The 15,774-nt window shown below is 67.8% G+C and carries 12 protein-coding genes and 1 other RNA gene; 8 read left to right on the top strand and 5 right to left on the bottom strand.

Annotated elements, in window-relative coordinates; all coding sequences use genetic code 11:
- The first annotated feature begins 18 nt into the window (after positions 1–18).
- Together NCW75_11790 and NCW75_11785 are read left to right on the top strand one after the other, a co-directional pair.
- The gene (locus NCW75_11790; protein ID UYV11974.1) at positions 19–1,581 is read left to right on the top strand and encodes an FtsX-like permease family protein; all 1,563 of its coding nucleotides are present in this window, start codon (positions 19–21) and stop codon (positions 1,579–1,581) included.
- A gap of 12 nt (positions 1,582–1,593) precedes the next feature.
- Entirely contained in the window at positions 1,594–2,058 is a 465-nt protein-coding gene (locus NCW75_11785; GenBank protein ID UYV11973.1) for a hypothetical protein, read from the top strand.
- A 143-nt stretch (positions 2,059–2,201) separates the two neighbouring features.
- Here the strand turns inward: NCW75_11785 and NCW75_11780 are convergent, their stop codons facing one another.
- Positions 2,202–2,858 (bottom strand): hypothetical protein, encoded by a 657-nt coding sequence (locus NCW75_11780; GenBank protein ID UYV11972.1) that lies wholly within the window; start codon positions 2,856–2,858, stop codon positions 2,202–2,204.
- Between the two features lie 346 nt (positions 2,859–3,204).
- Between NCW75_11780 and NCW75_11775 the strand changes: the two genes are divergently transcribed.
- The 3 genes from NCW75_11775 (at position 3,205) to NCW75_11765 (ending at position 5,991) form a co-directional block, all read left to right on the top strand.
- Positions 3,205–4,356, top strand: a complete 1,152-nt coding sequence (locus NCW75_11775) for an ImmA/IrrE family metallo-endopeptidase (GenBank protein ID UYV11971.1) — start codon at positions 3,205–3,207, stop codon at positions 4,354–4,356.
- Positions 4,356–4,844, top strand: coding sequence for a DUF4411 family protein (locus NCW75_11770; GenBank protein ID UYV11970.1), 489 nt, complete (start codon positions 4,356–4,358; stop codon positions 4,842–4,844). The genes NCW75_11775 and NCW75_11770 overlap by 1 nt, the downstream gene beginning before the upstream one ends.
- 61 nt (positions 4,845–4,905) lie before the next feature.
- Complete coding sequence (locus NCW75_11765; GenBank protein UYV11969.1) at positions 4,906–5,991, top strand: hypothetical protein; 1,086 nt, start codon at positions 4,906–4,908, stop codon at positions 5,989–5,991.
- A 577-nt stretch (positions 5,992–6,568) separates the two neighbouring features.
- On the opposite strand, the gene NCW75_11760 is transcribed toward NCW75_11765, so the two are convergent.
- Positions 6,569–7,444 carry a winged helix-turn-helix domain-containing protein gene (locus tag NCW75_11760; protein ID UYV11968.1) on the bottom strand — a complete coding sequence of 292 codons (876 nt, stop codon included), beginning with the start codon at positions 7,442–7,444 and terminating at the stop codon, positions 6,569–6,571.
- Between the two features lie 16 nt (positions 7,445–7,460).
- Positions 7,461–8,924 (bottom strand): ankyrin repeat domain-containing protein, encoded by a 1,464-nt coding sequence (locus NCW75_11755; GenBank protein UYV11967.1) that lies wholly within the window; start codon positions 8,922–8,924, stop codon positions 7,461–7,463.
- Positions 8,925–9,131: 207 nt separating this feature from the next.
- Between NCW75_11755 and NCW75_11750 the strand changes: the two genes are divergently transcribed.
- Complete coding sequence (locus tag NCW75_11750; GenBank protein UYV11966.1) at positions 9,132–9,734, top strand: hypothetical protein; 603 nt, start codon at positions 9,132–9,134, stop codon at positions 9,732–9,734.
- Here the strand turns inward: NCW75_11750 and NCW75_11745 are convergent.
- On the bottom strand, positions 9,731–11,449 hold the full coding sequence (locus NCW75_11745) for a hypothetical protein (protein UYV11965.1): 1,719 nt from the start codon (positions 11,447–11,449) through the stop codon (positions 9,731–9,733). The two genes, NCW75_11750 and NCW75_11745, sit on opposite strands and share 4 nt — an antisense overlap.
- Before the next feature lie 174 nt (positions 11,450–11,623).
- Here NCW75_11745 and NCW75_11740 point away from each other — a divergent pair, with 174 nt between their 5' ends.
- Positions 11,624–14,029 (top strand): UvrD-helicase domain-containing protein, encoded by a 2,406-nt coding sequence (locus NCW75_11740; GenBank protein ID UYV11964.1) that lies wholly within the window; start codon positions 11,624–11,626, stop codon positions 14,027–14,029.
- A gap of 192 nt (positions 14,030–14,221) precedes the next feature.
- Here NCW75_11740 and NCW75_11735 read toward each other — a convergent pair whose 3' ends face one another.
- Positions 14,222–15,220 (bottom strand): hypothetical protein, encoded by a 999-nt coding sequence (locus NCW75_11735; protein UYV11963.1) that lies wholly within the window; start codon positions 15,218–15,220, stop codon positions 14,222–14,224.
- Between the two features lie 42 nt (positions 15,221–15,262).
- Between NCW75_11735 and rnpB the strand changes: the two genes are divergently transcribed.
- Positions 15,263–15,722: RNase P RNA component class A (gene rnpB, locus NCW75_11730), an RNA gene on the top strand.
- The last annotated feature ends 52 nt before the right edge of the window (positions 15,723–15,774 follow it).

Genomic DNA, 15,774 nt, shown 5'->3' with positions numbered 1-15,774 from the left:
GGGCTCTACACTGGGGCCATGTACGCCGCTTTGCTGGCCCGAAAGTACCTGACGACCAAGGCCATCCCGCTGCTGGCGGCGATGGCGGTGACCCTGAGCGTGGCGACCGAGCTCATCGTGTGGTCGGTCATGGGTGGGTTCCTCACGATGCTCGTCAACGAGGGCCGCAAGACCGACGGCGACCTGCGCATCACCTGGGAGCACGTGGGCTTTGGGCACTATGAGGACTTGGTCGGGCGGCTGGAGGCCGATCCGGCGGTCGAGCACGCCTCGCCTCTCATCGAAACGCTGGCGATCCTGGGCTTGCCCGACGATCGGCCTGTGAGCGTGCAGCTTCTGGGCGTGGAGCCGGCCAGCTACGCCCGGGCGACGGTGTACGAAGATAGCCTGTACTGGCGGCCAATCGAGCCGCACACGGGCCCCGTGCCGCTCAACGCTGACGGCCAGCCGGAGCTGCTCGACCCGAGGGGCGAGCCGGCGAACCGAGCCGATCTCGAACGCTGGCTGGCCGAAGGACGGACGCTGCGCACGCCCGACGGCGACGCGGCGATGGTGACGGGTATCGCCGCGACGAGTTGGAACTGGCGCGTGAACCCCGGAAACTTTTACGTACCTCGCTTCAGCAGTCAGCGGCTTGCTAATGGCGGGGTTCGTATCGATCGCTCGTTCCTTCCGGAGATGAGTGTCCGCCTCACCGTGCTGCCACTGGGCCAGGAGGGTGCCGGCGCGCTCGACCTACGCACGATCGAGTTCCCTATCGCCAACGAGTTGGCCACCGGCAACTACGCGTACGACTCACACTTCGCCTTGGTGCCCCTCGATGCGCTGCAAGACCTGCTGCAAATGGGCGCGGCGCGCAGGATCGACCCGACGAGCAATCCGTACGCGGTCGAGATCGGTCCCGATGGCGTCGAGCGCCCGGTGAAGCCGACCATCATCGGCGAGAGCCCGGCGCGGGTGACCGACATCCTGGTGCGCGCCGCGCCGGGCGTGAGCACCGAGGCACTCGAGGCCGCCGCCAACGCGGTGTACGCCGAGTTCGAGCAGGCCCACCGAGGCGAGGTCCCCACGCCGCGGACGATCGGCATCCAGACGTACGAGCAGAGCAACGCGATGTTCATCGGGGCGGTGCAGAAGGAGACAACCTTAGTTCTGTTCATCTTCGGTGTTGTCAGTCTGACCAGCGTGTTCCTGGTTCTGGCGATCTTCTGGGCGATGGTCAGCGAGAAGACGCGCGACATCGGCGTGCTCCGTGCGATCGGCGCCAGCGGCACCGGCGTGGCGGCGGTGTGGGTGGGCTACGGCCTGGCCATCGGCATCGTGGGCAGCGCGCTCGGCGCGGGGCTCGCGGCCCTGGTTGTCACGAACATCAACCCCATCCACGAGTGGCTGGGCAAGGCCCTGGGCGTGCAGGTGTGGGACCCCAACGTCTACTACTTCACGACGATCCCCACGGACCTGGACGCAAGGAAGTTCGTCATCATCGTCGCGGGGGGCATCATCGCGAGCGTCGTCGGTGCGCTGGTTCCCGCGGCCAGAGCTGCCTGGATGGACCCGGTGAAGGCGCTGCGGTTCGATTAGATCGGGGCGACCATGGCAACCCAATACGATTACGAGCCCATCGACGGCGTGTGCTTCTGGTGCGAGCCGATGCCGGCGGCCCGGTTGTCCGCGTTGCTGAAGGACGTGGTTGCCTTCTTGCATAATGTCGATCCGCACGCGGAGTTGACGCGATTCCACGATTGGCTGCAGCACGACGGCTTGCACTTTTTCGTCGGGTCGGTGGTTTTCGCGCGGCTATTCAGCGATGTTTCCTCGCCGCGAGACCTGCTGGTCGCGACGCCCGAGGACGATTTGGTGTACTGCGGCGTCGAGGATCGTTCTCGTCGGTGGTATCTGCGATTCCGAGTCGAGTGGGATGATGCGGGCTTCGAATTGTCTGGTGATTTCGCGCTGGTGCTCGTTGATGCCCTGGCCGAGGGGTTCGCCACGCGGTTCGCCGATCGCGGGCTGTATCGCGAGCCGGCGGCCGAGTACTTCCGACGCATCACGGTGTAGCCGCACGGGCCCGCCGCCGAGACGATAAAGAACAAAGGGTCGACCAACGCCGACCCTTGCCCTTCTCCCGACTCTTCGAACTACCATTCCTACAAAGCTCTACCCATCGCGCCGGGAGGGCTCCGCCCGACCAAGCGAGGCCATCACGCCGCCTCGGCCACCGCCTGGCCGTTGCCGCCGATGGTGAATCGCACGGTGATGGGCGCGGTGCCGGCGGTGATGGTCCCGCCCTTCTTGGCGCGCACGACGTAGCTGGCACGTTCGGTGCCCGCGGGGATGGTCGTGTCGACGAAGCGCTTCTCGTCGGCGAAGCCGAGGTCCTGGTAGGTGCCCTGGCTGCCGCCGGCGGGCGTGATGGCGCGCTGGACGATATATGTTGTGCCGGTCGAGACGCGGCCGTCCCAGGCCAGCTCGAGGGCGCCGTCGTTCAAGAGGTCGAAGCTCAGGTTGCTCGCCTCGACGGGCGGGATGGGCGCGGGATCCTTCGGCTCGGGGATCTGGGCGATGCCGTAGAGGCTGGGGTCGTTCTCCAGCTCGGCGGTGGTGCGGATGCTCTTGATGAGCTCGGCCCCGAGATTGTGCATCGCGGTGAGCGCCTGGTTCTGCGCGCTCGTGGCGGCCTTCGCTTGCGAGCGCAGGCTCTGGGCTTGGTCGTACGCCGCGCGCGCCGCGTTCGTGAGCGCCGTCAGCTCGGCGGTGCGTTCGATCGACAGGTTGAGCTGGGCGGCGTTGGCCTCCCAGATGGGGGCTCGCTGCTCAAAGAACGCGAGCTCTTCGGACTTCTTCACAGGGATCACCATTGGAAACTCCTTGCGCGAGTTCCGTCCCGCGCCTTGAAAGAATCTCGGGCGGCGACCGTGCCGCCCCACAGGAGCAATGTCGGGAAGTCAAGAACGCGACTTCACTCCGATTGGAGAAAAATTTTGCTTGTGGGGTGTGGTGGCACCGAGTGGGCGGATCATGCCGGGCAGGAGTGCCCTTCCGAGCGTGCGATGCCGGGTCAAAACCGGCAGGGCGGCACGCTCCCTATTGGAGAGCAAGAACGCTAAGGCCCGAAAACTGTGGTCACGGCCGTGGTCCGAACAAACGGCGGCCACTGGGCACTACGATGGCCCCGGGGCCACGAGCCTCGTGGGCAGGGGAACCATGGCGACACTCCGCGTACCAGTCAAGCCGGCGATGCTCCAGTGGGCGCTCGACCGCGCTCGCAAGGAGCCGGCCGACCTCGAGCACCGATTCGGTAAGCTCGCTGAGTGGCTGGCCGGCGACGCCCAGCCCACGCTCAAGCAGCTCGAGGGCTTCGCCCGGGCGACGCACGCGCCGCTGGGATACTTCTTCCTGGGCACACCGCCGGAAGAACCGGTGCCCATCCCCGACTTCCGCACGGTGGCGGGGAAAGGAGTGCGAAGGCCCTCGCCCGAGCTCTTGGACACGATCCACGATTGCCAGCGCCGCCAGGAGTGGTACCAGCGGTACGCGCGCAGCAGCGGGCTGGAGCCCGTCGCGTTCGCGGGCACGGCGGCCTTGACCGACGACCCGGCCGCCATCGCCGGCCGCATGCGTGACCTGCTGCGGTTCAGCGTCGCCGAGCGGGCCAGCTTCCCGACGTGGGAGATGGCCCTCAGGCAGTTCCGCCAGCAGGCCCAGGACGCGGGCGTGCTGGTCATGGCCAGCGGCATCGTCGCCAGCAACACCCAGCGGCCGCTGAACCCCGACGAGTTCCGCGGCTTCGCGCTGGCCGACGACCTCGCGCCGCTGGTCTTCGTGAACGGCAAGGACACCAAGAGCGCGCAGATGTTCACGCTGGCCCACGAGCTGGCCCACCTGTGGCTGGGCCAGAGCGCCCTGTCCGACGCGGGCCCACGCGCCATGCCGACCCAAAGGACCGAAGCATGGTGCAACGCCGTGGCCGCCGAGCTTCTGGTTCCCTTGAACGAGATCGCGGCGGCGTTCGACCCTTCGAACGATCTGGAACGCGAGACGCAACGGATGGCCAGGAAGTTCAAGGTCAGCACGCTGGTCATCCTTCGCCGGCTGCTCGACGCGGGCCTGCTGAACCGCGACGCGTTCGAGGGGGCGTACGACGCCGAGATCGGCCGATTGCGACGCGTTGGCTCGTCCAGCGGCGGGGACTTCTACCGCACCACGCTGGCCCGCGTGGGCGAGCGGTTCGCCCGGGCCGTGGCCGTGAGCACGCTGGAGGGGCGCTCGACGTTCACCGAGGCGTTCGGGCTTCTGGGCTTCAACAACATGAAGACCTTCCGCGAGCTGAGCGCCCAGGTCGGGGTCGAGTTCTGATGGCCTACCTGCTGGACGCCAACGTGTTCATCGAGGCCGCCAACCTCTACTACCAGCCCAGCTTCTGCCCCGCGTATTGGGATTGGCTCGTGGACGCCCATCGAGCGGGCCGCGTGCACAGCATCGAGCGCATCGCGAGCGAGATGGCCACCGGCGAGGATGATCTGAGCGTGTGGGCCGACGGGCTCGACGACGGCTTCTTTCTCAAGGACACCGCCGAGGTCCTGGCGGCCTACGCGACGGTCGCCGAGTGGACCGACGCCCACCCCGTCTACAGCCAGGCGGCCAAGAACACCTTCCTGGACACGGCCGACTCGTTCCTCGTGGCCCACGCCCTTGCCGGCAAGCACACGCTGGTGACCCGCGAACGCCCGGCCAACTCCAAGCATTCGGTCAAGATCCCCGACGCGTGCCAGGGTGTGGGCGCGGCGTGGCTGAGCCCCTTCCAGATGCTCCGGGCCGAGCGTCCGAGGTTCGTGCTGGGCTGAGTCCTCTGGCCGGGCCGGCGCGGCACCGCCCACGACGCAACGGCCTTCTATCCTGCGTGTCATGATCCGCAAGAAAACCGTCTTCATCCTCGGCGCCGGCGCGAGCTGCGAGTACGGCTTCCCGCTCGGCTCGCAGCTTCGCAGTGCGATCATCGCGCTTGCGTTGGATGAGCGATGTCCGGACGACGCGACGGAGGCGCTTCGCGATGTATGGAACGCGCTCTGGTCGGATCGAGACGACCTGCTCCAAGTCTACTACAGCGACAAGCGGCTGAAAGACTTCGGCAAGAGCTTCATGCGGAGCGGGACGTACTCGATAGATACCTTCCTGAAGCATCGCCCAGAGCAACGTCCGATCGGTGCGGCGTTGATTGGACTGATCATCAGCCATTGCGAGCGTCAGGACTTGCTGTTCCGTCAGCCGCGGCTCTACAACTGGCTGGCCGACCGGATGGGGCCAACCGCAGAGGATCCTACGGAAAGGAAGGTCACTTTTGTGACCTTCAATTATGACCGATCGCTTGAGTGTTTCATGATGCTCTCGACGCGTGAGCTTGCGAACGACCCTGCCAAGGCAAACGCGGAGCTTGACCCAGGCCAGATCATCCATATGCACGGCTCGGTCGGTGATATGCCACACATTGGACCCGGCTACAAGCCCGGCGATCCCGTTCAGGCGTACGAGCGGTGGAATGAGTTGGACTCTAACGTTAGATACGGCGAGCACGACATCGCCCGCTGGCAGAAGACCCTCCGGCTCGTGGGCGAGCGAGCTTCCGAGGAAGCAAATAAAATGCATCAGCAAGCTCGCCACGCGATTGCGCAGGCACAGGTGGTTTGCTTTTTAGGCTTCGGGTTTGATAAGGAGAACATGAAACTGCTGAGTTTTCCATACAGACCGGGATATCTGCACGATCCGCGTTTCATTTACCAGGGCAAGCAAGTCTCCGAAAACCCGGTTGCCATTGGCACGGCACTCGGGCTCACCGCGTCGCGACGGAAGGAGGTCGCTCGCATGCTCTTTGCGCGGTCTTTCTACGACAGTGCCGCCGAACTGCTTCGGTTTGACCTCCAACGCACCTGCGGCGAACTCCTCGACGACAACATCCAGACCCTCGACGCCGAGTGGGACCTGCCCAAGGCCTGACGCGGCCCGGCCATCCCGAGGGCTCGCGTCCGCGCCCTGCCCGGACCGGGAAACCGCCCGCGACCCGGCCCCGCCCACCCCAAAAGGCCCGGATAACGGGACCATTCTGCTCTCGACTACAGCCATTTTGTTCTCGACTGGCTCCACGCGACGCTCGACTGGTGCCAGATTGCTCTCGACTGGCACCACTCGGCTCTCGGCTGGTGCCAGGCTGCTCTCGACTGGGACTATGTTGTCCTCGACTGGTGCCACCGGGCTCTCGCATGGCCGCACCCGGCCCCCGCGTGGGGCCAGTTCGGGCCCGGCAGGGCACCGCGATAGACGAGGAGTCCCGCTCATGGCTTCGGAGGGCCGATTCTGTCGGTTCGGGCCGCTCGGGGCCCTCGCGGCGGGGGAGGGTGGCCCGCGTGCCGCCGGCATCCCGGCCGGGCGACCGCACGCCCCGTCTGGCGTCGTCGTCGCCGGCCCGAGCGGCCCGATCGTGGCCGGGCCCGCCCCGGGGGGGGCGGCGGTGCGGGCGATGGCCGCCGGGCTCGGGGCACGGCGTGCCCGCCCGGAGCGGGCCGGCGGCGTGCGGTCAGCGGCCGGCGGTGTCGCGCACGGCACGAGCGATCGTGGCGGTGGCTTGATCCGCATCGACCGGGCTGTCGAGCCACACCGTCCAGACGTGCGCACCGTCCGCGGCCCGGATGATCTCGACGAGCACGCGCCACGTGCCGTCCTGGTTGACGAACCTCGGATGCACGAGGTAGGCCGCGTCGAGTTCTCGCGCGACGGCCTCCAGGCCCGGCGCGCCGGCGTGCTGTTGGGTCGTCGATGGGCCGATGATCGCCAGTTCGGGGCTGGTGGTCAGCTCGGCGACGAGCAGCTCGGCGATGGGGCCGGCCTCTCGAGACAGCGACGGCGCGTCGGGATGGGCGAACGGCATGATGCCGACGGTGACGGTGTCCGGTGACGGCGTAGCGACCCTCGCGATGGACACAACCACGAGCGCGAGCAGCGCGGCGCTCGCGGCCAGGGCGAGGGTCATCTTCTTGCGATCGGGTCGGCTCGTGGGCGATGGCGCGGGTACTTCGCGAGGGGTCGTGGTCGGGGCATCACCACAGTTGGAGGGAGGGGTGACGTGTGCCAGCAGCCGGTAGCCGCGCTTGGGGAGCGTCTCGATGAACTCCGGCCTGCGGGCCGAGTCGCCGAGTGCCGAGCGGATGAGCCGCATGCAGTGGTGCACGCCCTGGTCGTACTCGACGAGCGCATCGGGCCACAGGCGGTCGCGGATGGTCTCGTGGGTGACCAGTGAGCCAGGATTCTCGGCCAGCAGCAACAGCAGCCCAGCCGGCTGGGGCGCGAGCGTTCGCGCAACCTTGCCGTTGTCGTGCGGGGCGAGCTCGCCGGTCCGCGGGTCGAACCAGAACTCGCCGATGCGGTAGGCGTGGGCGCGCGGGGCGTCGGGCATGGGGGAGATTATGCCGTCAGCCCGTCGCGCCGCGCGAGCGCAAGAGGGCGGCGATGCCGTCGTGGCCGCCCCGCTCGGCCAGGTGCAGCGGCGTCTGGCCCTCGGCCGAGAATTTGCGTCCAACACGATTCGGGTTCGCGCCGTGGTCGAGCATCAGTTCCGCAAGGTCGGCGTGGCCACGCTGGGCGGCCAGGTGCAGGGCGGTCGTGCCCAGGTAGTGCTGGCGCTCGACCAACGCGCCCGCGTCGAGCAGTAGTACGGCGATAGCCACCATCTTGGGCGATCCGCGGCCTATGGATGGGTACCACAGCAACGGATAGTCGTGGGCCCCGCGTTCGTTGACGGATTGCGGATCGGCTTTCAGTCTGGCGCGAACGGTGGCTTCGTCTCCGCGCATGACGGCGGTGGGGAGGTCGTAGGGTGCGCCAAGATCAAGCAGGTATTCCACAATCTCGACGTTGCCCATGTGTGCGCCCGCCTCGACGGCGGCCTCGTTGGTCGTCGCCACCGAATGCACGAAGCGCGGGTCCTCGGCCACGCGTTCCTTCAGCGCCGCCAGGTTGCCGTGCGCCGCGCCGACGAAGTCGCGTCGGATGGGGAGTGGTAGGTCCGCGAAGGCCGGCGGTGCGTAGGGCGCGCCGCTGGCGTCGAGGGCCCGCCGGCCGGCGGTGTGCTCGCGGGGGATCCGGGCGTGGTCGAGCAGCATCGCGGCGGCGGCCTCGTGGCCGAGCCGTTCGGCCAGGTCGATGGCGCGGTGGCCCTGCGGCGTGGTCGCGTCGATTGGGGCGTCCTTGCGCACCAGCATCTCGATGATCTCGGTGCTGCCGCGTGCGGCGGCGGCGTGCAGCGGTGTCCATCCATCGGGGCCGACCTGGCTCGCGTCGGCCCCGTTGCCCAGCAGCGTGGCGGCGGTCAGCTCCGCGGTGGCCAGGGCGGGGTGGTCGAGCGCGGCGCGCAGGGGAGAGACGCCGCCGTCGGCCCGCCGGTTGGGCAGGCCGCAGTAGCGATAGACGCGCCACATGTCCGATCCCGCCCCGCCCAAGGCCGCCGCGAACATGGCCGTGCCGCCGATGGGGTGCGTCTCGTTCACGCGGCTCTGGTCGGCCGCGGCGAGCTCGTCGACGCGATCCCAATCGAGCAGGGCCGCCGACTCGTGCAGGTCGGGCTCGTGGCCGTGCTGCCGCAGCACCTCGCACACGCGTGGATGCCGGCACACCAGGGCGAGCGTGAACAGGCCGCGGCCCTTGTCGTCGCGGGTCGAGATCAGCTGGGGCTGGAGTGTCAGTTCCCGATCGACCGTCGAGTGGTCGCCACGCGTGACGGCGTCGATGAGGCGTTGGGCCCGCGGGCCAACGCGGCGCGAAGAAGTGAGGGGAAGGCCCGCGCTGGCTGCGCCAGCGGTGCCTGCCAGTGCGAGTGATCCGGCGATGAAGCCGCGGCGGGTTGTGGTGGTGGTGGTGGTGGTGTTTGCTGCGGGCATTTGGACTTCCCTCCTGGGCTCGTGGTCCCAACATGGCTCGATGATGTTGTACCACATCCGCCCGCCAGAAGCCCTGGGAAGGGTCTGAGTCCGTTCTGAGATTTGTCTGGCGGTTGTTGGCACTCGCTCTGGGGTGTTCTGTGGGTCACTATGATCCCGAGCAGACATGCCGAGTCCTATGTGATGCCAACGGTGAGAAAGAATGCCATGACCCCTACGCATGCGATCCGTGTTGCAGCAACCACGGTACTGCCGATCGTACTGTCGATCGGATCGGCGACCGCTCTGGCCAACGGCGAGCGGCTGTACTTCGAGGTCAGCAACGATCTGAGCCCGAGCCAGCCGACGGCGGTGGTGACGCTGTGGACCGAGTTTGATCCGGCCGACTACTGCTTTGGTGCAACGCTGACCGAAGTGCGGGCCACCGATGGGCTCTGGATAGCCCCCGAACTCGATCCCTCGATGATCGCGCCGGGGACGCACCCGGGGGATGTATCGGCCGATGGCCTGCGCGTGGAGGGCATCATCGCCGGGCAGTACCATCTGCCCTACCACATCTACGGCGATCCGACGAACCCGATCGCCCTTTGGCGGGCCGAGATCACCATTGCCGACTTCACGTCGCGAGAGATCGGGCTGTCGACGCTGACCAGCCGCTACGACGTGTATCCGGATCGCATGTCCCGCACTGGCCGCTCGGCTCTCGCCGATCTCACCGAGGCGTCGACGACGATCGTCATCGTGCCTTCGCCGGGGGCGTTGATCGGGTTCGCGACGTTGTTGGTTGTTCCGCTCGGGCGCCGCCGTTAGCAGCCCGCGCTGAACTCGTTTTGGAATGCCAGGAAGTCGAAGAACGAGAGCACACCGCTGCCATCGAAGTCGGCGGCCAGATCGCCCGCATCGAACAGGTTTAGGAACTCGAGGAAGTCGAAGATCGTCAGGAGGCCATCGCCGTCCAGGTCGGCGCGGCAGGGGTTAGCCGTGGGTGGGCCGCCGAAGATCACATAGCCCGCGCCGGCGTTGATGGCCGAGCCTGGGTTGTGCTGGAGGGCGCCGATCAGGATGTCGGGCACACCGTCGGCGTTGAGGTCGCACCCGCCGCCCACTGCCAGGCCGGATCGATCTTGGTCGTCCTCGCCAAGGCACGCGAAGCCGTCGTCGGCACCGAAGTCCCGGAAGGCGACCTCGACGCGGGATCGGTCGGCCTGGCCCAGGCAGGCCCAACTCGTGCCCGCGTTGTACCCCGAGATGTCGGCACCCGCCCCGCCAACGATGGCGTCGGCCAATCCGTCGCCATTGATATCGCCCACGCCCGCGCACGCGGCGATGGCGTCGCCGGGTATGCCCGCAAACGCGAAGCCGTTGCTGCCGTCCAGATCAGCGGGCGTGAACCGTTCGGGCAGGGAAGGGCCGCCGAAGACGGTGTAGGCCTGCCCCGCGATCTGGGCGGTGAACAGGAAGTCCTCGTAGCCGTCGCCGTCGATGTCACCAATGCCGTCCATGCCCGAGCCAACGCCGATGAAGGAATCCTGGCCCTCGATGAGGGTCTGGTTTTCGTTGGTTTCGGTCAGGTCGTAGGCCCCTTCCCAAATGGCGTCCGTCTGGCCCTTGAGGATGGCGATGGCTCCCGCATAGCTGCGGCCCGGGAAGGCCGCGACGCTGCTCCCGACGGCGATCTCGTCGGCACCATCGCCGTTGATGTCGCCGAGCGAGGCGACGGTGCGGCCCATTTGCTGCCCCGCTCCACCGATGAGCGTGAAACCGTTGTCACCGTCCAGGTCGTCGCGGGTCATGCTCGCGGGGAAGGGCTCGCCCTCGGGACGACCAAAGAGCACGTAGCCCTCGCCCGATCCAGCCCGACCGAATCCACTTGCGCCAGCTGCGCCGACGAGCAGGTCGCCGAGCCCGTCACCATTAAAGTCGCCACCAGCAACCGAACCGCCGAATCGGTAGTCCGCGCCCGAGCCGTAGAACGCCGCGCCGTTGGAGCCGTCTAAGGACGAGAGTTCGACCACCGCCGGTGGCCCGCCCTCGGCGCCGAACACCATGTAGGCCGCGCCAGCGAACCTATAGGCACCCGGTGCGCCGATGGCCAAGTCGTCGTACCCGTCGCCATTGATGTCGCCCACGCTGGACAGGCTGGTGCCGGCGTAGTCACCGGCTTCCACACCGTTGATGACGAAGCCATTGGTGCCGTCAATGAGCGACAGGTCGATGGCGGCCTCGAACAGTTCTTCCTTGCCATAGATCACATAGACCGAGCCGGCCTCGACGCGCCCGCCCGGGGCGGCGCCGTTGGCGGCGATGGCCATATCGTCGATGCCGTCGCCGTTCATATCGCCCGCCGAGCAGATGGCCCGGCCGGCGAACTCACCCGGGCTGATGCCCAGGATCTTGAAGCCGTTGGTGCCGTCGAGCGAGCCGAGATCCAGCTCGGCGGGGAAGCCCTGGGCCAGGGCGGCCGTGCCGGGGGCCAGACCGGCGAGAACGATCAGTGCTTTGTTCGACTTCGAAGTGGTACGCATCGCGATGTTCCTCCCGGGGGCGGGGCCCAACGCTCGGAGGGCCAGCCACGGACCAGTGTACAGCACTCTGGGCAGATTCCCAAGGCCATTCGTCCCTCGGGGAGAGAAAGTGGCAAGGTTTGCGGACTTTCGATCAGCCCCGCCGGAACGCGGCTGGGGGCCTTACGCTGGCGTATGGACGACTCTCTCGCCACGGATGGCACCATGACCGACGAACTGCCCACCCAACCCATCCAGCCCCACGAAGACCAGCCGGACCCCCTCCTGGCCGACCTGACCGACGCCCAGCAGCGGGCCGTGCTGGCCACCGAGGGCCCGGTGCTGGTGCTGGCGGCCGCGGGCAGCGGGAAGACCCGGGTGATCACCCGGCGCATCGGGCACCTGGTGCGGCTGGGCGTGCCGCCGTGGTCGATCCTGGCGTTGACCTTTACCAACAAGGCCGCCGCCGAGATGCGCGAGCGGGTGGGCGTGCTGCTGGGGGGGCAGGACGGCTCCGACTCGCGTCGCACGCGGGGGCTGACCGTCGCCACGTTCCACAGCCTGTGTGCGCGATTGCTGCGGCGCTACGCCGACGACGAGGCGCTGCCGCACCTCAAGCCCGACTTCACCATCTACGACACGTCCGACCAGGTCGCCCTCATGAAGCGGACCATCAAGGACCTGGGGATGGACAGCAGCAACTGGGCGCCCAGGAGCGTGCTCAACGCCATCAGCGGGGCCAAGAACGAGCTGCAGGACGCCGACGCGTACGCGGCGAACGCGATGGATTTTTATACCAAGCAGGTGGCGCGGATCTATGGCGCGTACCAGCAGGCGATGCGTTCCGCCGGCGCGGTCGACTTCGATGACCTATTGCTGCTGACCGCGAAGTTGTTACGCAAGAGCGAGCAGGCCCGAGCGGAGCTCCGCGAGCGGTGGCAGTACCTGCTCATCGACGAGTACCAGGACACCAACCGCGCCCAATTCGAGATCGCCGCGTTGCTTGCTGGAGAGGCCGGGCAGGACGGCCGCGGCGACAAGGGGCCCAACTTCTGCGTCGTGGGCGATCCCGATCAGAGCATCTACGGCTGGCGCGGGGCGGACATCAGCAACATCCTCGAGTTCGAGCAGCAGTACCCCGCATGCGAGGTGATCCCCCTTGGCGAGAATTTTCGTTCCACCGCGCCGATCCTCAAGGCCGCCGACACGCTGATCACGAAAAACAAACGCCGCAAGCACAAGGACCTGTTCACCAGCACCGGGGGCGGCGAGCCAGTCGAGGCCGTGCTGTGCCAGGACGAGCGGCACGAGGCCGAGCTGGTCGCCGACTGGCTGAAGGCGCGGGCCGAGGACGGGCTGGAATGGCGCGACATGGCGGTGTTCTACCGCACGAACGCGCTCAGCCGCGTGATCGAGGACGCCATGCGTTCGCACGCGGTGCCGTACCGCATCGCGCGGGGGACGGCGTTCTATGACAGAGAAGAAATCAAGAACACGATCGCGTACCTGCGCGTCGTCGCGAACCCGGCGGACAACATCTCACTCCTGAGGATCGTCAACACGCCCACGCGCGGCATCGGCAAGACCAGCCTGAATAAGCTCGACGCCGCGGCGGGGATGGCGGGCGTGCCGCTGTTCGATCTCTTGCGCGAGCCCGAGAAGCACGCCGAGGTGACCTCAAGATCGGCCAACTCCTGCAAGGACTTCGTGAAGATGGTCGAGGGCTGGACCGGCCACGGCAGCTTCATGGGGGCCGAGGTCAGCACGACGCTGGCCGATCTGGTGGCCCGCGTCATCGACGACAGCGGCCTTCGCTCCATGTACCAGAGCCGAGCGAAATCGGGCGGTGAGGAGGACGAGAGCCGGCTGGACAACCTCGACCAGCTCATCACCGGCGCGGCCGAGTTCGAGCGAGAGTACGACCCGGCGGGTGACCCGTTCGCGTTCACCGACGCCGAGAGCGCGAGCGCCGGGAAGGACGCCGAGGAGCCGCCCTTGCTGGCGATGCTGCGCGCCTGGCTCGAGACCGTGGCGCTCGTGAGCGACCAGGACGCCGTCGACGCGGCGGGCGGGGCGGTCACGCTCATGACCCTGCACGCCAGCAAGGGCCTGGAATTCCCCGCCGTCGCGATGATCGGCCTCGAAGAGGGCACCCTGCCGCACAGCCGGGCCCGCGAGAGCGAGGCCGAGCTGGAAGAGGAACGCCGCCTCGCGTTCGTGGGCATCACCCGCGCCATGAAGCGGCTCATCATCACGAGCGCCCGCGTGCGCGCGGTGCGGGGCGTGCCCGAGCGGACGATCCCCAGCCGCTTCCTCAGCGAGATCGGCGATCAGGACGCCGAGCACGTGAGCTTCAGCGACCGCGCCGACGGGTTCAGTGATTACAGCAGCGGCGGGAGCGACGACTTCGACCCCTGGGGCGACGACGAGCAGCAAGCTGCCTCTTTGCGTGTCGGCTCGCGCGTGCGGCATCCGCAGTTTGGCGTGGGGAAGGTGCTGAGTTGCGGCGCGGGGCCTGGCGCCCGGGCGCGCGTGGAGTTTACGGGGATTGGGGTGAAGACACTGATTTTGGAGTATGCGCGGTTGACGCGCGTGGATTGATGGAAAACGACCGTGAATAGGTATGTCGAAGTTGCCCTGATCGCGGTAGTAATATTTCTGGTCGTGGCTGTACGAAGCTGGCTCGAAGATGATTTTCTGCACTTGCGAACGCTTCGCGAGTGGTTCAGCCGACGGCCTCGTTCACGCCGGGATGAATGACTCAGCACGAGATTCTTAAGCCTGCGGCGTACCTTACACCATCGCCCGCAGCGTGCTCGGACTCTCCGCCTGCCCCGTCCGCGCACTCAGCAACACGGCCGCCGCCATCGGCCCAAGATGCACCGTGTCCAGCGGCGCCGTCGCGCGGCCATCCAGTAAAGGCGACATGAACCCCACCAGCGCGTCGAGGGCGGCGCGGTCCTGGTCGGCGGCCTTCGATCGCGCACGCCGCTCGGTGCTGTCAATGGTCTTGCCCGCGGGATCGATCCAGCGGTGGCCGTCGTCACCAAGCTCGAGCCGGCCCTTCTCGCCCAGCAGCGTGGCGCGGCGTTGCCAGCCGCCCGCGCGGTCGCTGAGCATGATGGCGGCCGAGCTGCCGTTCTCGAAGCGGGCGTGGGCGGTCAGGTCTCCGGTGAGCGCGCCCAAGGATAGATTTGCCGAAGGCTTCGTCGGCCCGTTGAGCGAGGCCTCCACGCGCTCGGCCTCGCCCAGCATGCTCACCAGCAGGTCGAGCGCGTCGACCAGCAGCGCGCCAGTTGCGCCCTGGCCGGCCATGGTCGGGTCTCGGAAGCCCGCGAACATCGCGCTGCGGACCTCGCCGAAGGCGACCAGCGTTTCCTCGGCCTCTTGCGCCGCCGGGCTGTGGCGCAGCAGCGGCCCAAAGCGGACGGCATCGGTGGGCACGCGGCCCTGGTTGGGTGCGTGCCACGGCTCGGCGGCGTCGCTCGGCGGCATGGGCAGCGGCGAGAGCGTCGCAACACGCCGGCCCTCGGCAGCGGCGCGGGCAACGGCCTGGGGCAACGCGTCGCCGTAGCCCTCGCACGCGGTGGCCAGCAGCACGGCCTTCGCGTCGGTGTTCAAGAGGTCGAGCAGGTCGCCGGCGAAGGTCGCGTCAAGCGAGTCGGCCAGCGTCGTGCCGTGGGCCCGCACGGGCGAGGCCGCGGCCACGATGCTCGCGCCGAGTTCCTCGGCCAGCGCGCTCAGCAGCGGCGCTTGCTCGGGCGTGGCCCATATGGCGAGGGTGGGGTCCAAGGTCGGTCGCTCCGGCGGTGCGCGTATAGTAGGGGGTACGAGTAGTGCGGCCGGACGGTCGCGGGCGAGAAGAGCGATCTTCTTGTTCGAGGAAAGTCCGAGCACGGCAGGGCAACGGTGGTGGGTAACGCCCACCCGTCGGAACTCGTGAAGGTCGCGAGCCGGCGAGGGAAAGTGCCACAGAAAACACACCGCCGATGGCGTTCGTTCGCGAGCGCACAGGTAAGGTTGAAATGGTGCGGTAAGAGCGCACCGCCCGGTTGGCGACAATCGGGGCACGGCAAACCCCACCGCGTGCAAGGTCATACAGCCGCCGCGATGAGACTCACGAGAGTGGGGGCCATCGACGCCCGGCCCGGGCGGCAGGCGGCGGGTGGACCGCTCAGGCGCAAGCCTGGATCGCGTCGGCAACGGCGTGGCCAGAGAAATGGCCGTCATCTGCCTTGGAGGGCCGTTCGCGCCAAGGCAGAGACAGAACTCGGCTTACAGGCCGCACGCGACCACATGACGGCCCCGGGGGAAGCTCCGGGGCCGTCGCCTTTTGGCTGCGCCAG

The sequence above is a fragment of the Phycisphaera sp. genome, from assembly GCA_025916675.1.
Lineage (GTDB): Bacteria > Planctomycetota > Phycisphaerae > Phycisphaerales > UBA1924 > JAHCJI01.
The sequence above is the reverse complement of the archived record's forward strand: the minus strand, read 5'-3'. Positions and strand labels throughout refer to the sequence as shown.